The 20,392-nt window shown below is 50.4% G+C and carries 20 protein-coding genes; 12 read left to right on the top strand and 8 right to left on the bottom strand.

All coding sequences use genetic code 11. The annotated features are described in order from the left end of the window. Nucleotides 1–7: 7 nt before the first annotated feature. The 6 genes from DW088_RS04475 to DW088_RS04500 all read right to left on the bottom strand — a co-directional run bounded on the left by DW088_RS04475 (nt 8) and on the right by DW088_RS04500 (nt 5,843). A complete protein-coding gene (locus DW088_RS04475; protein ID WP_118360101.1) occupies nt 8–1,687 on the bottom strand; it encodes a recombinase family protein in 1,680 nt (559 codons plus the stop codon). Then, on the bottom strand, nt 1,668–1,898 hold the full coding sequence (locus tag DW088_RS04480) for a helix-turn-helix domain-containing protein (RefSeq protein WP_007488123.1): 231 nt from the start codon (nt 1,896–1,898) through the stop codon (nt 1,668–1,670). The genes DW088_RS04475 and DW088_RS04480 overlap by 20 nt, the downstream gene beginning before the upstream one ends. Nucleotides 1,899–1,987: 89 nt before the next feature. Further along, complete coding sequence (locus DW088_RS04485) at nt 1,988–2,173, bottom strand: hypothetical protein (protein ID WP_007488117.1); 186 nt, start codon at nt 2,171–2,173, stop codon at nt 1,988–1,990. 15 nt (nt 2,174–2,188) lie between these two features. Continuing rightward, on the bottom strand, nt 2,189–3,478 hold the full coding sequence (locus DW088_RS04490) for a plasmid recombination protein (protein ID WP_118359831.1): 1,290 nt from the start codon (nt 3,476–3,478) through the stop codon (nt 2,189–2,191). A gap of 378 nt (nt 3,479–3,856) precedes the next feature. Further along, the gene (locus tag DW088_RS04495) at nt 3,857–5,248 is read right to left on the bottom strand and encodes a DNA primase family protein (RefSeq protein ID WP_118359833.1); all 1,392 of its coding nucleotides are present in this window, start codon (nt 5,246–5,248) and stop codon (nt 3,857–3,859) included. Continuing rightward, entirely contained in the window at nt 5,223–5,843 is a 621-nt protein-coding gene (locus tag DW088_RS04500; protein WP_055199526.1) for a CHC2 zinc finger domain-containing protein, read from the bottom strand. The genes DW088_RS04495 and DW088_RS04500 overlap by 26 nt, the downstream gene beginning before the upstream one ends. Before the next feature lie 222 nt (nt 5,844–6,065). Between DW088_RS04500 and DW088_RS16210 the strand changes: the two genes are divergently transcribed. The 7 genes from DW088_RS16210 to DW088_RS04540 all read left to right on the top strand — a co-directional run bounded on the left by DW088_RS16210 (nt 6,066) and on the right by DW088_RS04540 (nt 14,346). Beyond that, nucleotides 6,066–7,178 carry a DUF6076 domain-containing protein gene (locus DW088_RS16210; protein ID WP_243029784.1) on the top strand — a complete coding sequence of 371 codons (1,113 nt, stop codon included), beginning with the start codon at nt 6,066–6,068 and terminating at the stop codon, nt 7,176–7,178. Beyond that, nucleotides 7,171–8,085, top strand: coding sequence for a hypothetical protein (locus DW088_RS04515; protein ID WP_118359837.1), 915 nt, complete (start codon nt 7,171–7,173; stop codon nt 8,083–8,085). The genes DW088_RS16210 and DW088_RS04515 overlap by 8 nt, the downstream gene beginning before the upstream one ends. 35 nt (nt 8,086–8,120) lie before the next feature. Continuing rightward, nucleotides 8,121–9,293 carry a hypothetical protein gene (locus tag DW088_RS04520; RefSeq protein ID WP_118359839.1) on the top strand — a complete coding sequence of 391 codons (1,173 nt, stop codon included), beginning with the start codon at nt 8,121–8,123 and terminating at the stop codon, nt 9,291–9,293. A 16-nt stretch (nt 9,294–9,309) separates the two neighbouring features. After that, nucleotides 9,310–9,987, top strand: a complete 678-nt coding sequence (locus DW088_RS04525) for a response regulator transcription factor (RefSeq protein ID WP_118145863.1) — start codon at nt 9,310–9,312, stop codon at nt 9,985–9,987. Next, nucleotides 9,980–10,879 (top strand): sensor histidine kinase, encoded by a 900-nt coding sequence (locus DW088_RS04530; RefSeq protein ID WP_118145861.1) that lies wholly within the window; start codon nt 9,980–9,982, stop codon nt 10,877–10,879. The genes DW088_RS04525 and DW088_RS04530 overlap by 8 nt, the downstream gene beginning before the upstream one ends. 134 nt (nt 10,880–11,013) lie before the next feature. Beyond that, a complete protein-coding gene (locus DW088_RS04535; RefSeq protein WP_118359841.1) occupies nt 11,014–11,685 on the top strand; it encodes an ABC transporter ATP-binding protein in 672 nt (223 codons plus the stop codon). 15 nt (nt 11,686–11,700) lie between these two features. Then, nucleotides 11,701–14,346: an ABC transporter permease gene (locus DW088_RS04540; RefSeq protein WP_118359843.1), complete on the top strand. Its 2,646-nt coding sequence runs from the start codon at nt 11,701–11,703 to the stop codon at nt 14,344–14,346. Between the two features lie 51 nt (nt 14,347–14,397). Here DW088_RS04540 and DW088_RS04545 read toward each other — a convergent pair whose 3' ends face one another. Both DW088_RS04545 and rlmD read right to left on the bottom strand, forming a co-directional pair. Then, nucleotides 14,398–14,643: a DUF6061 family protein gene (locus tag DW088_RS04545; RefSeq protein ID WP_118359845.1), complete on the bottom strand. Its 246-nt coding sequence runs from the start codon at nt 14,641–14,643 to the stop codon at nt 14,398–14,400. A 24-nt stretch (nt 14,644–14,667) separates the two neighbouring features. Then, on the bottom strand, nt 14,668–16,302 hold the full coding sequence (gene rlmD, locus DW088_RS04550) for a 23S rRNA (uracil(1939)-C(5))-methyltransferase RlmD (protein WP_118359847.1): 1,635 nt from the start codon (nt 16,300–16,302) through the stop codon (nt 14,668–14,670). A gap of 144 nt (nt 16,303–16,446) precedes the next feature. Here rlmD and DW088_RS04555 point away from each other — a divergent pair, with 144 nt between their 5' ends. From DW088_RS04555 to DW088_RS04575, 5 genes are all read left to right on the top strand, one after another. After that, the gene (locus DW088_RS04555) at nt 16,447–16,671 is read left to right on the top strand and encodes a hypothetical protein (protein WP_117489502.1); all 225 of its coding nucleotides are present in this window, start codon (nt 16,447–16,449) and stop codon (nt 16,669–16,671) included. Between the two features lie 186 nt (nt 16,672–16,857). Continuing rightward, nucleotides 16,858–17,724: a class I SAM-dependent methyltransferase gene (locus DW088_RS04560; protein ID WP_118359849.1), complete on the top strand. Its 867-nt coding sequence runs from the start codon at nt 16,858–16,860 to the stop codon at nt 17,722–17,724. A 29-nt stretch (nt 17,725–17,753) separates the two neighbouring features. After that, complete coding sequence (locus tag DW088_RS04565; protein WP_118359851.1) at nt 17,754–18,605, top strand: energy-coupling factor transporter ATPase; 852 nt, start codon at nt 17,754–17,756, stop codon at nt 18,603–18,605. A 19-nt stretch (nt 18,606–18,624) separates the two neighbouring features. After that, the gene (locus DW088_RS04570) at nt 18,625–19,500 is read left to right on the top strand and encodes an energy-coupling factor transporter ATPase (RefSeq protein WP_118359853.1); all 876 of its coding nucleotides are present in this window, start codon (nt 18,625–18,627) and stop codon (nt 19,498–19,500) included. Next, the gene (locus DW088_RS04575; RefSeq protein WP_118359855.1) at nt 19,494–20,297 is read left to right on the top strand and encodes an energy-coupling factor transporter transmembrane component T family protein; all 804 of its coding nucleotides are present in this window, start codon (nt 19,494–19,496) and stop codon (nt 20,295–20,297) included. Before DW088_RS04570 ends, DW088_RS04575 begins: the two co-directional genes overlap by 7 nt. The last annotated feature ends 95 nt before the right edge of the window (nt 20,298–20,392 follow it).

Raw genomic sequence — 20,392 nt, forward strand, 5'->3', positions numbered from 1 at the left:
TCAACCGTCAGTGGATTTGTTCCCGTGACAAGAGGGCGACCGTCTCGACTGTTGCTTCAGTTTCCAAGGGAAGTTCTTTCACTTCCTCGCCATCAACAGGCACAGGGAAGTTGAATACAATCTTCTTTATCCAGCTTCCGTCTTTTCTCTTTTCCGGGAACATCTCAATTCGCTCGATAAAGGCTTTCATAAACTCTTTCTGTTCTGCTTCCGTTGCGGAATGGTAGACTTCATCAAATGCCAGTAAGAGCCGATAAATGTTATCGCCGGAGATTTTCTCCTGCTGGATGCTGCGTATCTGACTTTGCAATTCGCCAATCTGAACTTCGATTTCTTCTATCGTATCATACTGTTCATCATATCGGCGCTGCAAATCCAAAATTTTTCTGTCATAGTGGGCATCGTTGATGTCCAAAGTATCCATCTGACGCTCCAAGCGGCTTTTCGTTCCAAAGGCTTGCTTTAGCTGTCCTTGCAGAACGGCGATCTGCTTTTCCATATCCTCTGTATCAACCGCCGTTCCAATTTTCGCTTGAATTGCTTCTATAAATCGGGGATTGCTGACCATAGCGGAGATGACCTTCGCCACAAATTTGTTGATTTCCGTCTGCTCGATATTCAGCCGGAAGCTGCACTCATGTCCCGTCGGCGTAACCGTATTTTTGCAGTAGTAATAATACCGTGTTTTCTTGTCCTTGCTATGAGCCTTGGCAATATTGCCGTACATACTCTTTCCGCAACACGGGCATTTCAAAATACCGGATAGGATGTGTGCGTGGTCTGGATTGTTGACCTTTTCCCGCTTAAAGGAATTGATCTTGCGCTTTTCCTGTGCCAGATACCAATCTTCTTCGGAAATGATGGCTTCATGCTGACCATCGTAAACAGGGAACTCCGACTGCTCGACCACGTGCATCTCATTTCTTGTACCTTGCCTCTTTTCGGTTCTCCGTCTGCCATAAGCAATTTTACCCATATAAACGGGATTATCCAGTACGTCCTGCACGAAGTTCCTTGAAAATCCGGGGATGGTGTTATTTTGCCGCAGCTTCTTCACAAACCCGTTGCGGTTGAGATATTTAGCAACTCCGGCAACGCCCTCATTGGTATGGATGTAGCGGTCATAAATAACACGGATTACTTCCACTTCATCCTCCGCAATGACAAGGTTTCCGCTTTCCAATTTGTATCCATAGGGAGCGAAACCGCCGTTCCATTTGCCCTCACGAGCCTTTTGCTCCCGTCCTGCCATTGTCTGTGTGCGGATATTCTCTCGCTCGATTTCCGCCACCGCAGACAGCACGGAAATCATAAGCTTTCCGGCATCCTTGGAGCTGTCAATGCCATCCTCCACGCAAATCAGGTTGACACCAAAATCCTGCATGAGCTGCAAAGAGTTCAGAACATCGGCTGCATTTCTGCCAAATCTGGAGAGCTTAAAGACAAGCACATAGGAAACGCCGTCTTTGCAGTCCTGGATGTCGTTCAGCATCCGTTGAAACTCCTGCCTCCCTTGGATGTTCTTACCGGAAAATCCTTCGTCAGAATACTCCCCGGCAACGACCATATCCTCGTATGCCGCATACTTCCGCAACTTGTCCCGCTGGGCATCCAAGCTGTATCCGTCTACCTGCATGGAGGTGGACACTCTCGTATATAGATAACATTTAAGTTGCTTCTTTTTCAGAATCGCCACCTCCTTCGCTCATTTCTTTTACCATCAATCCCTCGTTGCGGATATAATACTCCAAAAGTCTAAGCACATAATCCGGTGCATGGCGGTTGTCCAATTCCCACTCGGTCATAGTCCGGTAAGGAATATGGACGAGCTTGCAAAAATCTTTCCGGTTCAGTCCTGTGCTTTCACGCAACTTAATAATTCTGTTTTTACAATCCATTCGTCTTTTCTCCAAAAAAGCAAAAATACACGTTGCGTACATATTATAGCATAGCCGCAACAAGTACGCAACGTGTAAATTGTAAATTTTTACGCAGCCTTATCCGTCAAAGGCTGCGCTTGCTTATCATCCTTGGAACACTCCACCGTTTGCGGAGTATCCTGCTCTAATTTATCCAAAACCTGATGCCCGTACTTCTGGAGCATCTGGCTCATAACATCCACACAGCGGTCAAATGCCGCATTATATTTCGCTTCCTCATAATATTTCTTCAATAGGCGATTCCTCCATCAAAGTTCCATATCCTGTCCACACTTCCGGGCAGGGTGTTTGTGTTCCTGCGTTTCCTTTCCTCTGATGAGGATAGAATTGATAAAAGCCCGAACCCTTTCGGATGCAATTTCCAGTGCATCCAGAAAAGGCTGGGCTTTCTGTTTCAGTTCCATATATTTTTCGTTTACTGCTTCATACCGCTGTTTCCAGATGGAAACCGTCTTTTCAGCGGAAGCCAGTTTCTCCTTCAAGCGCTTGTTGTCAGCATTGGCGATAATGCCATTGACCGCATAGCGTTTGAGTGTGTCGCATTCATCCGGTGTCAGCGTGATATTGTTTCCGAATGTGGCTTTTTTGCCCATTGCTTCAATGTCCTGCACTGTCAGCGCAATGGTCTTTGCCGCCTTGGTTTCCTTTTGCAAAGATTCCAGTTTCTTTTTCTGTTTTGCTGTGGCAGCTTTGGCATCCTCCAAATTCTGTTCTGCCTGTGCCACCTGCCCGGTCACAGTTTCCAGCCGCTGCTGTTCTGCCTGCACCTTGAACTGGGTCACAGTCAGATGTTCCTCGGTGCTTCCACGTTCTCCACGCTCCAGATCGGTATATCCGGCAACTCGCATGAAATGAAAAAAGTCATCCTGCAACACACTGTAGGATGACCTCAAAATCTTTTTTCCTTTTGCGTTCAACATTGGATTACCGTCCTCGTCAAGCACCGGCTTGGACTCCCATTTCTTACTGCGGCTGACCTGTGTGATGACCTCCTTAACGGTTCCCCGGAGGGCTTCATCCTTGCATCGCTTCGACCAAAGGATCTGCTTTTCCACCACCGGGATATAAACCACATGAAGGTGGTAGTGGTACACCTCCTCGCCCAGAGCTTCGGACATTGCCCGGTTGCGCTCATCGGCGTGCATCACAGCGGAGAGGATATACTGTTCACCGCCCACGATCTCCACGGCGGCTTTGTAGGCATCGGCATAGAACTCTTTTGCAAATTCATAGCCACCGTGGTTGTAGAAGTAAGCGGAGTTCACATCGAAGATCAACTCGCCGTATTTGACGGCATCCGGTTTCAGACCTCTGGTGGAGATCACGCCGTCTTGTTCCATCTGCTCAAACATTTTTACATAATCGTCCGTGGGTGCTTTGAAATGAACGTTCAGAGAAGTGCGTTCCGGCACGATGTCCTGATTGCTGTAGCTGTCCTTTTCACGCTCATTGTGTTCCTGTACCTTAGCCACATCAGCCGGTGTTTCCAAGTCCAGATTTCTGGCTACGGTACGGTCTATTCCATCATTTCTTGCCATTGGATTTTTCCTTTCTTTGAGATTTGCAGACAGCGGAGGGCTGGAGAACGGCACTTTTTCAAAGTGTAATAACCCACTATTACACTTTCATCCATACTGGCTGCAAAGTGCCGTGGGCTCTCCGAGGGCTCTCCCGAGGGGGAATGCGGTCACTGCGGTGACCTCTGCTGACCAAGGCGAAAATGTCTACGCCTTTTCCCATGGTCAGCCCGTCTGCATGAAGCTGTTCTGTGTCAACTTCCTCTTGCAGCCGGTGTCCACAGACACTTTTTCAAAAACCTGTGGACATAGAAACAACCCGAACGAGAGGATGCGTGCTGTTTCTATAACGAGCGTTTTACGCTCTTTTGCTGCGTACATACGTACCAGTAATGGGATTTACTCGACCTGCCGCCATTCCTCCGGAATGTCCTCCGGTACGTACGTACACGGCGAATCTCCGTAAAACCCATTTATATGAGGTCGTGCAATGGCTTCCACTCCCATGAATCCCCAAACCCGCCGTCCGGCAGAGTTGGTGATATTGTTGCAATGTTCCAGATTGAATCTCCCGGCATTGGCAATCATGGCGTCGCTGAAGCTGCGGGCTTTCAGCGGTGCAAGGGAATTTTCTTCGCACCACATCCGATAGATTTCATAGAAATCCTTGGAACTGATGGACGCATCCGCTTTACGCTGGATGTATCCCTCGGAATCCATGAAATCAAAGATATTGTTGTTGTCACGCTTGACCGCTTCCCGGTTTTCCCGGATACGGTCACTCTCCGTAAACTTAAAGTTGTTGGCAACAAGCCGCTGTAAGCCTTCAAATGCCCACAGGAAGATACCCTCGGATTCGGCTTTCATCTTCTCCGCAAGGTCGGGATCGTCAGCTCTGTCCACTGGCTTTTCCTTGGTGGTCAGCACAAGCTGTCTGCGATAAAATCCGTCACTGCGGTCATACAAGGCTTGCAGATCACCGTTGCTGAATGCCAGCAATCGGGCGAACATCCAGCCCTGATAACTCTGCTTGCCTTTGCGTTCCAAATCCATCTTGCCCTGTGCGGTGACAATGGATTTTACATAGTTGGTCTGGCGCAGAGCTTCCATCCGCATATCATCATCCACGCACAGGAGAATGTGTTCCAAATCAGCACGGGCGAAGCGGTTTTCAGAAATCTTGCCGATGCTGCCGTCTTTCATATTCGTGCCGAAGATGGTAGACAGTACCGCACCGATTTGAGATTTACCTTCGCCGCCGTTGCCTTTAATCACCATCATGCGCTGCCCCTTGTTGGAGGGAATCAGGCAATAGCCGATAAACTCCTGCAAAGTGGGGATGTCCTCCGCATGGAGCAGCCCATCCAGAAATTTTAGCCAGGTCACAGGTGTAGGTGCATGAGGATTGTAAACAACAGGCAGACGGTTTCGCACGATAGTCGGTCTGCCCTCGGTAAATGTGCCGTTCAGCAGTAGCGTACCGTTCGACAAATGAATCCGATCCTGCTCCGGTGGAAAGTCCGGCACTTGTGCTTCCAGTTTTAGCACTTCCAGAATGTTGGTGATCTTCCGGGGGATATTGTTTACGGCACAAAATTTCAGCTTGTCGTAAATCTCCCCACGCAGTGGGAGATCGTCCGTCACTCGACCATCGGGCGTAAAAAAAGCTCCGTTTGCGAAGATAATTCTGCGCTCATGCAAAAATTCTTCACAAAACAGAGCTTCGTTGATGTTCTGCCCATCAAACCAGACAGGCAAATTCATATCAGGCGTTTTCCGGTTCTTCGCCATGGTGCGCCACCTCCTTTTTCTTTCGTGTGATGTACTCTTGCAGAAAAGTAATTTTTCCCTCCTTCATCAGCTCGTCCACCAATGCCACCCGCTCTTCCAGATCACCCACGGTCAGCACATCTGCCATATATTCGATAGGACAGTGCATCTGGCAGGCTTCCACAAAACGATCATCCAGAGCCTCCTCCGGTGTTTTGGGTGCATACCGCACTTTCCAATCTTCCAGCAGATGCAGATAATCCGTCAGCACCCGGAAACACAGCATTTCATCCTCCCGGAACTGACGGATATAAGGACGCTTTGGCTTGGCCATAGCTGCGGCAGTGGGCGGTTTCGGGTCAAGTCCGAAGTCCGAAGCCAGCTTTTGCGCTGCTTCATAGCTGCTCATATTGAACAGCCTTGCCACAAGGTCGATCACATCTCCCTTTGCTCCACAGCCAAAGCAGAAAAAATAGTCCTCATTCAGCTTCAAGCTCGGATGCCTGTCGTTGTGGAACGGGCAGCAAGCCATGCCGTTGTGGCTCACTTTCAGCCCGTAGTGTTCGGCGGCTTGCTTGACGCTGATTGCCGCCTTGATGGTTTCATAGATTGTCATAGAAAACCCTCCGTTCATAATATTCTGGAAAGCACGAAGCACCCGCCGTGATTGGCAGGTGCTTCGCTCCTTCTATTATGGTTATGACGGATTTTTCAAAAAACAGGCTAATGGCAGGACAATCCTGTTTCAAAAAACAGGACAACTTATTGATAGATGTAGATTTCTTTACATTAGCATGATACAATTAAGAAAGTGAAAAAACAGGACAGGAGGGTAAGCATGAACCAAGAATTGATGACATTGGACTTCTGGCAGGATACGGTCATATATGAGGGCAAAACATTCCCTGTCGGCACGCTTGCCTGTGATGCGCTGAATGTTCCTGCGGATACTATTACAAGAATGAACGAGCAATGCGAGAAAATCAATCTGCTGCTCGGGATGCTGAATGCCGGACAGGATACTTCTGCACTCTTTCCTATGGTAAAGGAAGCTGCATTGACAATGTTAGAGATTCTCAGCAAAACGCCGCCGTTCTCCTATATGGATATACCAAAGCACAGGGAACGGATAGAAAAGGTTTTTACTGCGGACAATGCTCTGAAATATGTGGAGTTCGCCATAAAAGCCGTAACCAATTCTTTACCGTTCGAAGAAGTTCCAAAATATGCTGATGCGGTGATGCTCCAGCGCTATACCGCTGTATGCGGGCATCTGGCATACTCTCTTGAGGAATATCAAAAGGCAATGCTTGATTTTGCAGAAAAATCAGACGGCAACGAGGCAGACCGCACAGCGGAGGGCTTTGCAAAAATGTTCGGCAGCTATTTCCCGCCTAAGTTCTCTATCACAGAGGGCAATGCCTGGATGTCTGTTGCAAATAACTCTGTTCAGTATGTGGCTACCATCCGTCCCGGCGAGGACATAGCGAAGCTGGTCAAGCGGATGCACTATGTATCCTTTGTGGGAATGTTCCGGTCTGATTTCTTTGAGGGTTTGTGTGTGGGTCATTCACCGAAAAAATGCCGGATCTGCGGCAAATGGTTTCTGACCACCAACGCAAGGCACACCAAATACTGCGGCGGTTATGCGCCGGGGGACAAGCTGCACCGCACCTGTCGGCAGATCGGCAATCTAAAAGGCAGAGAACAGCGGGAACTTGCGGACGATCATCCGCTGAAACAGATTTATGAAAAGCGGCTAAATACCATAAACCGCTATGTGAAGCGTGGTACTCTGGACGCTGATCTTGCAGAGGTTATGAAGAAGCTGGCAAAGGATAAAATGCTCCGGGCATTGAGCAATGTAGCCTATGCCAAGGGCGATTATGAAAAAGAAATGGGACAAGGCGTATTAAGAAAAGAAGCGTTGGAAGGAAAAAACTATGATTAATGTGGATGCTATAAAAGAATTGATTGATCAAGCACCGGAAATCAAAACACTATTTACCACAGAGAGCTACCCAGTGGCTTCAATGTATGACTACAATACTGGAACGCATAAAACATCCAGCATAGATCTGCAAACCATATATAAGAATCCAGTCTTTTTGCAGTGGAAAGACCGAGTGTGTTTTGAACTTGCCAAAATAGAAGGTGACGCATACATTGACGAAATAATTGCATTGTCATCCCATTTTACCGGATGGGATGACAAAACACGATTTGACAAATTAGAGTCAAAATTATATGTATTGAAGGATCATTTGGACGAATACAAAGAAGATTGTAGTACTGCACAAATAGAAGATGATAGCCGAATACCCGAAAAAGAAATATGCGACAAAATGTTACGAGCACTTTCAAAGCTACAGCGTAATCACCACTACAACGCAGATAGTAGCGAAGATACAATGAATGATTATATTCGGGATATTTTGGGCGAGAGCTATTTCATGAAAGATCAAACAAGGCAAGGAGACTCAGAAAACGGTGACGAGGCTGGGGAGGTTGATATTCAGCTTTGTTATGATGGATTACCTGTTGTAATGATAGAGGGAATAAAGGTATCTTCATTGGAAAGAGAGCGATTAGACTCCCACATGAATAAAGTTCTTACAAAATACGACCCCAACGGTTGCCCGTACACTTTTTTGATAGTTTATACCACTGCCAAAAACTTCGATTTGGGTTATAAAACCATTTTCAACCATTTTGATAAATATTCCTACCCGTTTCCACGAGAATGTAGTCTTTTAGATGTGGAAACGGGATATGGAGAGTTGAAGCATGCTCAAATCATTTTGAATAGAAATGGTCAAAAAATCAGGGTACATATTTGGGCAGCACATATTGTTTGACTGAATAGATTTTGAAAGCTGAAAGAAGGTGCGCTATGCTGAATGATTTTACATGGAATATGACCGGATACATACCAAAACACCAAGTCAATCCGCACGATAACGGCATCATTCCCTATGTGGCAGAGCGCATCTTCCAACTGGAACCGGAGCCGCCAGCGGTGGACAGTCTGAACGAATATATCCTGTCTGCCTTGCAGGAAAAGAATTTGCTTTATTTTTCGTTCTTCCTACACCACTACGAGCCGCAGCTCAACAAGCGTATCAAATCCTTTCTCGGCATGGATGGCGGCGATCTGTACGACACAGACCGATTTATAGATATAAAGCTCTCCTGCCGGGAACAGATACTCCAAAAGCTGATGGACTATGATCCTGCCAAGGGTGCGGAGTATGCTACATACATCTATCCGTTCATCCGGGATGCTATGCTCCGTTTTCGCATGGGCGAAGAAAAATGGTCGGTATCCTCTCTGACTAATTACAAAATGGTGCGGTCAATGGCTTGGCTGTACCACAATACCAAGGATGCGGTCAACGAGTTTTCCAAGAAATACAACTGTGATCTTGCTCTTGCCGAAGACTATCTGAAAGTTATGCGAGGTATCCGCAATCCGCAGCCATTCTATGTGACAGACGAGAGCGGCGAGGAAACAGGCGAGGATGTAGCCCTTGACGATAGCTGGAACTATACCGATATCCTCTGGAACGGCATACAAGCAGAAAAGGTGCAGCGGGCATTTGAGAAGCTGAATTACCGGGAACAGACCTTACTTGAAAAACGGCTGGCGATCTGCATGACCTGCGGGCGTGTCGGCTCATGGAAAGGCCGCCCCACCTTTGAGGAACTGGCGGTTATGTTTGAGGGCAGTACAGCCAGCGGTGCAGAACGAGCTTACCGAAAAGCAGTGGACAAACTGACGGAATTGTTGGTTGCCGAGGGCGCAATCCATGCAGTCCGGCTAAAACAGAAATCCAAGACTAAGCGCAAAAAGAAAATCGCCGCCGCAATCTACGAATACCAGGCAGACTGCGACGGCGAATGGGGCGAAATATCATTAGATTTTGAGAACGGCAAGGCAGAGGTCATTTTGCTTGCCGATTGGGATACAGTGAAAACAAACAAATTTGCAAGCAGAGCAATCGCCTATCTTCTGAACTGTGAGAACGAAAAATTACCCAAGGAAATAATGGTGGCCTTTGAATAACGAGGGAGTGAGATACATGGAACAATTATTGATTATTGAAGATGATATAGGGTTGAATCAGGGTTTAAGTAAAGCACTGAAAGCAGATGACCGTCAGATCATTTCCTGCCAAGACCTAAAAGCGGCGAAGGAACAGCTTCTTTGCGGCGGTGTATCCCTGATCCTGCTGGATATCAATCTGCCGGATGGCAGCGGGCTCGAGTTGCTCCGGGAGGTCAAGGAAAACACACCCTATATTCCTGTTATTCTGCTGACTGCCAATGACACCGATCTGGACATCGTAGACGGACTGGAGCGGGGCGCTGATGATTATATTACCAAGCCCTTTTCTCTTTCGGTTTTGCGGGCAAGGGTGAATACCCAACTGCGAAAGCAAGCGTCAAACCATAAAAATGCGCCGTTCCATATGAATCTATTTCACTTTGACTTTGAGGCTATGACCTTTTATGTGGGAGATTCAAAAGTGGAATTGAGCAAAACCGAGCAAAAATTACTGCGTCTGCTTGTTGAAAATCGTGGTCGAACCATGACCCGTGGAGACCTTGTCGACCGGATCTGGACAGATGGTGCAGAATATGTGGATGAAAATGCTTTGTCTGTTACGATCAAGCGTCTGAGGGATAAGCTTGGTGCACAGAAATACATTAAAACCGTCTATGGAATCGGTTATAGCTGGGTGACAAAAGATGAATAAAACCGGTATTGTGATCATACTGCTATGTTTTCTGGCGGCGGCAGCTGTTGTGTTATGGGAGCGGAGAAAGGCCAGAAAAACGATGGAAGAAATCGAAAGGATGCTGGACGCTTCCATGACCGGCTCCTTCTCTGAAACCAATTTTGATGAAAGCCGGCTGTCTGCTTTGGAAACAAAGTTTGCACACTATCTTTCTGCCGCAGAAGCATCTTCTCGAAATGTAGCGCAGGAAAAAGACAAAATCAAAACCTTGATTGCGAACATCTCGCACCAGACAAAAACGCCGATTGCAAACCTGCTGTTATACAGCGAGCTTCTGAAGGAGGAAACTCTGCCTGCATCGGCGAAGGCAAATGTGGAGGCGCTGTACAAACAATCGGAAAAGCTGCGATTTCTGATCGATTCTCTCGTAAAGCTTTCCAGACTGGAAAACGGGATCATTTCACTCACCCCTCAGCAAGCAGCGCTGCAGCCGCTGCTTGAAAGTGTGGTAGAACAATATACTGCCAAGGCTTCTGAAAAAGGATTGTCTTTGCAAATGCAGGATACAGATGCTTTTGCTGTATTCGACTTCAAATGGACAGCGGAAGCGCTGGCGAATATCGTAGACAATGCCATCAAATATACAGAGCATGGCACAATCAGGATTTCTGCCGTAAGTTACGAAATGTTTGCAAGGATCGATATATCGGATACCGGTTCAGGCATACCGGAAACTGAGCAAGCGAAGATATTTGCTCGCTTTTACCGCTCAAAGGCGGTTCAGGAGCAGGAAGGGGTCGGCATCGGCTTATACCTTGCCCGACAGATCATATCCGGCGAGGGCGGTTATATCAAGGTTGCTTCCGTTCCGGGAAAAGGAAGTACGTTTTCCATATTTCTGCCGAAATAACAACAATTCTATCAAAACTGTTAGATTTCATTTTCCGCCGGAAAGAATGTGGAAAGATTCCTATGCGATAATCTGTATGTATCAAAGGATCATTTCCTTTCATACATACAGATTTTTCATGGAGGTACTCATTTATGGATGTTTTACAGGCAAAAAACCTGAAAAAGATTTATGGCTCCGGCAATAACGCAGTTCATGCGTTGGATGGAGTTGATTTAAGTGTAAAGAAGGGCGAATTTGTTGCAATCGTCGGCACATCCGGCTCCGGCAAATCCACGCTGCTGCACATGCTGGGCGGGCTGGATCGCCCTACAAGCGGCACGGTCATGGTGGACGGACAGGATATTTTCTCCCTGAAGGAGGAAGCGCTGACCATCTTCCGCCGCAGGAAAATCGGCTTTGTGTTCCAAGCATATAATCTTGTTCCGGTGCTGAATGTGTATGAAAATATTGTTCTACCCATTGAGCTGGACGGTGGCAAGGTCAATAAGGATTTCGTACAGCAGATTGTACAGACACTTGGGCTGGATGATCGTCTGGATGCGCTGCCCAATCAGCTCTCAGGCGGTCAACAGCAGCGGGTAGCCATTGCCCGTGCGCTGGCAGCGGCACCCGCTATCATTCTGGCAGATGAACCCACCGGCAATCTGGATTCCAAAACCAGCCAGGATGTATTGAGCCTTTTGAAAGTCACCAGTCAAAAGTTCGCCCAGACAATCGTAATGATCACTCACAACGAAGAAATTGCGCAGATGGCAGACCGCATTATCCGTATCGAAGATGGTCGGATCGTCTCCCAGAACTAACGGGAGGTGGCTACGATGAATGTCAAAAATCGAAAATGTATTCGAAAACTCAGCTTAAAATCTCTTTATGCGAACCGTCGCCGCAATCTGATCGCTATTTTTGCCATTGCGCTGACAACGCTGCTATTTACGTCCATGTTCACCATTGTCTTGTCACTGAACGCCAGCTATGAAACCTACCAGTTTCGGCAGGTAGGCGGCTATGCACATGGCACCTTTAAGGATGTTTCCCCCGAGCAGGCGGAACGCATCGCTGCCCACCCAAAGGTGAAGGCTGCGGGGGTACGGAAGGTAATCGGTATCACTGCGGAGGGGGTCTTTGCCAAAATACCGGCAGAGATCAGCTACATGGATGCCAACTGCACTAAATGGAGCTATGCAACCCCTACTACCGGACGGATGCCCGAAAGCGGCAAAGAGGTAGCCATGGATACGGCAGCGTTGCAGCTGCTTGGCGTAACGCCGGAGCTGGGCGCCGAGGTCACGGTTTCCTATTCCATTACGGACAAGGATCAAACCGCCTTTACTGTAACAGATACCTTTACGCTGGTGGGCTATTGGGACTATGATGAACTAATGCCTGTTCATTACATCAACATCAGCCGTGATTACGCAGATGACATCGAAGCGCAGGCAGTGAAAACAGGTTTACAGCCTTTCCGCACCGATTTGAATGTCATGCTGGCCTCCGGCACAAACATTCAAGGGCAGATGGAGCAGGTGGATACCGATCTTGGCTACACATGGGACAGCTATACCGATCCCAACAGCGTCCGGATCGGCGTCAACTGGGGATATACCTCATCCCAGCTGGAGTCGCAGCTTGATCCGGAACTTGTGATCGCCATAGCGGCTTTTTTGCTGCTGGTGATTTTCACGGGGTATCTTATCATCTATAACATTTTCCAGATCTCTGTTGTAGGGGATATCCGGTTTTACGGACTTCTGAAAACCATTGGCACAACGCCCCGGCAGCTCAAACGTATCATTCGCCAGCAGGCACTTCTGCTTTGTCTGATCGGCATTCCGGCAGGGCTGCTGCTGGGCTACGGCATCGGCGCTGTTCTGGTGCCTGTTGTCTTGCGCTCCACCCAGTTGGATGCAGGCATCACCACCATCAGCACATCGCCTGTGATCTTCCTTGGTTCTATGCTGTTCGCCTTGCTGACAGTGCTCTTGTCCTGTTCCAAGCCCGGAAAAATGGCAGCTAAGGTCTCTCCGGTGGAGGCTACCAAATATACGGATGCAATGCAGACCAAGAAAAAACAGCGCAGCACCCGGGGAGCGAAGCTCCATCAGATGGCCTTTGCCAATTTGGGACGAAACAAGAAAAAGACGGTACTGGTGGTGGTGTCTCTGGCACTGTCGGTGACACTGTTCAATGCGCTGTGTACCTTTGTGGGCGGCTTCAGCATGGAGAAGTATGTATCCGCCAAGACCTGCGCCGATTTTATCGTCAGCACGCCCGACTATTTCCGTTACAACTCAGCAGATGAATTCATCACGCCAGAACAGATCGGAGAGATCGCAGCAAACACAAAGGCCAGTCTTTCCGGCACGGGATATGCTGTGCGAAAACCCGCATATCTGTGGATGACGGAGGATGCTCTGCGGCAGGACTATGCAAGGTACGAAAGCGCCGAGCAGTTGGACAGCCATATGAGCCGTCTGGAGCACCGGGGCAATATGGTGATGGGAAAGACCAGAATTGAGGCTCTGGATAACAGTCTGTTTGACAAGCTGCAAGTGTTCGACGGAGATATTTCTCCCATGTTGGAGCCGGACAATAACGCCATTGCCATTGCGGTTTCCTTAGATGACTACGGTAATCTGCCCAATCTTGAATACTACCCCAAGGTGGGAGACACGATCACCGCTACCTATGCGGACGATGTGAAATATATCGACAGCCGCACCGGGGAACTCTGCACCGAAGATACACCGGAGGAGTACCTTCAGGAAAAACTGTATGGAGCCAGAGATGTAGCGTACACGGTCTGCGCCTTGGTAGAGCTTCCGTATTCCATGAGTTATCGTTATGGTGGTATTGGATATGAGACAGTTTTGTCTGTGGATACTGCACAGCGGGACAGCGGTGGTGCGGCCATTCCGCTGCTCTACCTGTTCGACACAGCGGACGAAGCGGACGAGGCCGAAGCAGAGCAATATCTATCGAAGCTCACTGCCGGTGAGTTTTCGCCCTTGATGTATGAAAGCAAGGCCACGGCTCGCTCTGAATTTGCTCAGTTCCGGCAGATGTTCCTTCTGATAGGTGGTATCCTCTGTGCTATCATTGGGCTGGTGGGACTCTTAAATTTCTTCAACGCCATGATGACCGGTATTCTTTCCCGCCGCCGTGAATTTGCTGTGCTTCAGGCTGTAGGAATGACAAACCGGCAGCTCAAAACCATGCTGATCTATGAGGGGTTGTTTTACGCAATGTCCTCCGTAGCGGCGGCCTTTATTCTGTCGCTGGCGGTGGGACCTCTTGCAGGAAAAATGCTGGGCAGTATGTTCTGGTTCTTTGAGTATCGATTCACCATTCTGCCTGTCCTGCTGACAATTCCGGTATTTCTTCTGCTGGGGTGGCTGATTCCTTGCATGATGTATGACAACGCAGCGAAATGCAGTGTTGTAGAGCAATTAAGGGATGCTCAATAACTGTTAAGCAAAAAACGGCCCTCTGCCAATGAAAAGGCAGAGGGCTGAGTTTTAATCTAAGGGTTTACATTCAGTTACAGTTTTTAGATAAATTTCGGGATCACCGTTCAATATCAAGTCTGCATATCCAATCGGATCATTGTAGATCAGATAATCCAGCTCTGACCGCTGATACATATTGTCGGCAACCTCCTTTTCCACGGCGATGGTGTCAATGGCAATGATGCTGCCATCAAAGAATTTCAGCTCTACACAGGCAGTATCCATGTTGAACTCACAAGAAATCAACCTATCCATAAGAAACCTCCACTTTGCTGGATGTTAGATCATCCCAAAATATTTGAATGCTTCTCGGATTGCTTTCTCTTTTTCCGGTGGACACTGGGGCTGTCTGGAATCCTCGGACTTCGGCAGATTATAGTTCTTACCAACCCCAATCCCACATTTTCGTTTAATCTGTGAGATATAGAGGTTGGACACCTTTAACCCGGTATGCTCCAACACATACTCCTTGATCTGCGGATAGGTTGCCCCATCCTGAAATTCGGACATATCCATATCTTCCAAAGAGAACTCAACCCGAATCTTTTTCGAGTCGACCTCACCCTTGGAAAGCAAGACAACCGTCTCCACATGAAAAGTTCTCGGGAACAGATCGAACGCCTGTGCCTTCTCAAGCGTATAGCCTGCGCCGCACAGCTCCGCCACATCGCGCGCAAGCGTTGCCGGGTCGCACGAAACATACACGACCTTAGGCGGCTGCATTTTAAGGATCGCGTCGCGTGCAGTCGCGTCCAGACCCTTGCGCGGCGGATCGACTACCAGCACATCAATACCGCGCTTGGCCAGCCGCTGCGCTGCCTGACCCGCATCCGCACAGAAGAACTCTGTGTTTTCCATGCCGTTGCGGAGCGCGTTGCGCTTGGCATTTTCGATGGCCTCCGGCACGATTTCCACGCCAATGGCAGTCTTTGCGTGCTCGGCCAGCGCCAGCGTGATCGTACCCGCACCGCAGTAGAGGTCAAGCACGGTCTCCTCGCCGGTCAGACCGGCGTAGTCCACCGCACACGCATACAGACGCTCGGCCTGCGCGTGGTTGACCTGATAAAACGCCTCGGGCGAGAGCAAAAACGTGTGCCCGCACAGGCGGTCCTCCAGCATAGGTTCACCCCAGAGAACATCCGTCCGGTCACCCAGAATCACGTTGTCATCGCGCTGGTTGTGGTTGAGCAGAATACCCGTCAGCGACGGCGCTGCCGCGCGCAGGCGCTCGACCAGCACGTCCAGCCCGGGCATTTTCTTGGTCGCGGAAATGAGCGTCAGCTGGCTTTCGCCACTTTTTTCGCCCACTCGAACATAAATATGGCGAATCGTGCCGCGCTTGCTCGCATAATCGTACGGCTTGACCGAAAACTCCGTCATCCATTCACGCACCACAGCAGCAATCTTGTCTGCCGTCTCGGACTGGATCAGACACCTGTCCACCGGCACAATGTCGTGGCTGCGCGGACGGTAAAAGCCGGTAACGATGCTGCCCTCTTTGTCCCGTCCGACCGGATACTGCGCCTTATTGCGGTAATGCTCAGTCGTCGGCGCACCCGTAATGCCGAGCAGCTTTGCGCCGTCCTGACCGCCAATGCGCGTCAGCGCATCACGCACCTTTTTCTCCTTTGCACGCAGTTCTTCCCCGTAGGTGATGTGCTGATAACAGCAGCCGCCGCACTTGTCCGCCACCGGACATGCAAGCGCAATGCGCTGTCCCGACGGCACGATAATCTTCTCTACCCTGCCGAACGCCACATTTTTCGTCACCTTGACAATGCGGACATCGCACTGATCGCCAACTGCCGTGCGCGGCACAAATACCGCCCGGCCTTCGATCTTCGCAAACCCCGTGCCGTCCGCCGTGTAATCCGTAATCTGACAACGATACGTCTTATTCTTCTGCAAATCCATAAAAACCCCTCAATAGTGGAAAATTGAGAATGGAGAATGGAAAGTGAACTTCTCCCCTCAATTACTAATTCCTAATTACTAATTTTTATAATGGTATTATAGCACGAACTTCGGAGATACTGCAATCGAAAGGAGCGTGCAATTATGGCGCAGGACAGGAAAAAACAGGTCTCCGGCGAGATTCCCTTTCATTTTATGCAGGAAATGGGCCACAGTCCGCGGGCAATGGAGCAGTTCTTTGATCTGCCATATCAGGCGCGGCAGGTGCTGACCGATGCGGTATGTATCTCAGACGAACCCGAGGAACGCCGCGCGACGGCTCTCAAGTCGCTTGCAAACGGCGGCGAAGGCTTCTGCGAACGGTTCTGACCGCTTTTCCCGCTCGAACGGCTGTACCTTACGGTGCAGCCGTTTTGCTGTATTCGCCAAAATACGCTGTCTTGACACCTTTTATTTCTAATCGCTTTTCATTGCGTTAGTGCATATTTGGTGGTAGAATAGATACTGAATTATTGTATAAACAACGACTTATATATAATGTAATGGAGAATATTTATGTGGATCGCAGATCATTGGAAAGACTACGCCGTGCTCGACTGCGGCGGCGGTGAAAAAATTGAACGATGGGGCAATCAGATTCTGCAGCGCCCCGACCCGCAGGCTATCTGGCCGCGCGACAAGGACTGCAAAATCTGGAATAAGCCGAACGCTATCTATCATCGCTCGAACGCGGGCGGCGGCAAGTGGGAAATCCGCAAACTGCCCGAGCAGTGGGCTATCCACTACGGTGATTTGACGTTCCAGCTCAAGCCGATGAGCTTCAAGCATACCGGTCTGTTCCCCGAACAGGCTGCCAACTGGGATTTTATCGACAAGATGATCCGTCACGCAGGCCGCCCGATCAGCGTGCTCAACCTGTTCGCGTACACCGGCGGCGCTACGCTTGCGGCGGCAAACGCCGGCGCGTCCGTCTGCCACGTTGACGCATCCAAGGGCATGGTGCAGTGGGCCAAGGAGAACGCCGCGTCCTCCGGTCTGAGCGACCGCCCGATTCGCTGGATCGTGGACGACTGCAAAAAGTTCGTGCAGCGCGAGATCCGCCGCGGACGCAAGTATGACGCCATCATCATGGACCCGCCGAGCTACGGCCGCGGTCCGTCCGGCGAGACGTGGAAGATCGAGGAGGACGTTGCCGACTTCATAGACCTGACCATGGGCGTGCTGAGCGACAAGCCGCTGTTCGTGCTCATTTCCAGCTATTCCACCGGCCTTGCGCCGTCTGTGATGAGCTATCTGCTCGGCATCACCGCCGGCAAACGCGCCGCCGGCAAGATTGAGGCGCAGGAGCTTGGCCTGCCGGTTGAATCGACCGGTCTGGTGCTGCCGTGCGGCTCGTCGGCACGGTTTATCGCGGAAGAATAATAACCTTTTTTACCGAAGGACGAAAATAAATGAGTGAAATCATCAAAACCGAAAACCTGCAGTATGCCTATCCGGCCGAGGACGGACAGCTTTCCGTTCCTGTGCTAAAGGGCGTAAATCTTTCCATCCGGCGCGGCGAGTTCGTCGCGGTGCTCGGTCACAACGGCTCGGGCAAGAGTACGCTTGCCGGCTGCTTCAACGCGATCCGTCTGCCGACCGGCGGCGTATGCTACGTTGACATGATGGACACCCGCGACGAAAACAACACCTACGATGTGCGCAAAACCGTCTCGATGGTATTCCAGAATCCGGACAACCAGCTTGTCGCCACCGTTGTTGAAGAAGATGTCGCATTCGCGCTGGAGAACATGGGCGTGCCGCCCGAGGAAATCCGCAAGCGCGTTGACGATGCACTGCGTGCCGTCGGCATGTACGAATACCGCGCACAGGCGCCGCACCGTCTGTCCGGCGGACAGAAGCAGCGAATCGCAATCGCAGGCGTTATCGCCATGATGCCGCGCTGCGTTGTACTCGATGAGCCGACCGCCATGCTCGATCCGCAGGGCCGCCGTGAGGTCATGAATGTTGTCCGTGAGCTGAACCGCAAATTCGGCATCACCGTTATCCTTATCACCCACCACATGGACGAAGCCGTGCAGGCGCAGCGTGTGGTTGTCATGCACAAGGGCAACGTGCTGATGGACGGCGCTCCGCGCGAGATTTTCACGCAGGTGGACAAGCTGCGCGCGGCTTCCCTGACCGTACCGCAGACCATCGAAGTCCTGTACGACCTCGATCAGCAGGACGGCGAAAAACTGCCGATCGACGCACTTTCGATCGAGGAATGTGCAGATATTCTCGAACAAGAATATTTGAATTGATTATCCGAAGGAGAATCTTATGTCAACCATACTTGAAACGAGGGGCTTGACGCACGTTTACGGCGCAGGCACCCCCTTTGAGCGTGTTGCGCTTGACCATGTTGACCTGAAAATCGAAAAAGGCGAAATTCTCGGTGTGATCGGTCACACCGGTTCGGGCAAGTCTACGCTCATTCAGCACCTGAACGGTCTGCTGCAGCCGTCCGAAGGCGAGGTCCTGCTCGATGGCAAGTCCATCTGGGATGCCAAGGGCAAGTGCAGCCGCGAAACGCGCTTCCGCGTCGGTCTGGTGTTCCAGTATCCGGAATACCAGTTGTTCGAGGAGACCATCGCAAAGGATATCGCCTACGGCCCGACCAACATGAAGCTGCCGCAGGCCGAGATTGACGAGCGCGTGCGCGAATCCATGGCGGCAGTCGGTCTTGCACCTGAGCTTGCCGACCAGTCTCCGTTTGCGCTGTCCGGCGGTCAGAAGCGCCGCGTAGCCATCGCAGGCGTTATCGCCATGCGGCCGGATGTACTCGTGCTCGACGAGCCGACCGCGGGCCTCGATCCGGCGGGCCGTGACGAGATTTTTGAGCTGGTCCGCAGCTACCACAAGCAGTCCGGCGCGACCATCCTCATCGTGTCCCACTCGATGGAGGATATCGCACAGATTGCCGACCGTCTGCTTGTGATGAACCACGCCAAGGTGCTGTTCTGCGACACGCCGCGCGAGGTTTTCTCGCACGCGGACGAGATCATTGCCGCAGGACTGGACATCCCGATGATCACCAAGGTCATGCTCGAGCTGAAAAAGCGCGGTCACGATGTTGATACCTCGGTCTATACCGTAGCGCAGGCCATGGATGCTCTGCGTGCCTGCAAGCGGAAGGAGGCTGCTCGCGAATGCTGAAGGATATTACCCTCGGTCAGTTTTTTCCGGGCAACAGTGCGGTGCACCGTCTTGACCCGCGCGTAAAGATCGTGCTGACGGTGGCATTCATCGTGCTGCTGTTTTTGGCGCAGGGCCCGGTTTCGTATGCGCTCATCATCGCATTTCTGGCGGTTATCATCGGTATTTCGCGCATTTCGCCCAAAATGGTGCTGCGCGGCCTCAAACCGATCCTGTTCATCGTTATCTTCACAGCGGTGCTCAACCTGTTCTATACACCAGGCACCTACATTTTCCAGTGGTACTTCCTGCACATCAGTGTGGAAGGCGTTAAGCTGGCCATTTTCATGGTACTGCGCCTGATGCTGCTGATCATCGCAACATCCATGCTCACCTACACCACCTCACCGATTCAGCTGACCGACGGACTCGAGCGTCTGCTTTCTCCGCTCAAAAAGCTGCACGCGCCGGTGCATGAGCTGTCCATGATGATGTCGATCGCACTGCGCTTTATCCCGACCCTCATCGAGGAAACCGAGAAGATCATCTCGGCACAGAAGGCGCGCGGTGCAGATTTTGACTCCGGCAACCTGATTCAGCGTGCCAAGGCCATGATCCCGATTCTCGTGCCGCTGTTCATCTCGGCGTTCCGCCGTGCAGACGAACTCGCAACCGCCATGGAGTGCCGACTGTACCGCGGCGATGTTGGCCGTACCCGCATGCGCCAGCTGAAGATCGCCCGCGTAGATGTTTGCGCTTTATTGTGGGTTGCGGTTTTGTTCGCAGTTGTTATTATACTCAAGCATTTTGGCCTTTGATAATTGAAAATTGATAATGGAGAATTGCGGTATCGCATAAAGTGTGATTTATTATAATCGGCGCTTTTGCACCGCACCTTCATTCTCCATTTTTC

The organism is Butyricicoccus sp. AM05-1, from assembly GCF_003474415.1.
Classification (GTDB): Bacteria; Bacillota; Clostridia; order Oscillospirales; family Butyricicoccaceae; genus Agathobaculum; species Agathobaculum butyriciproducens.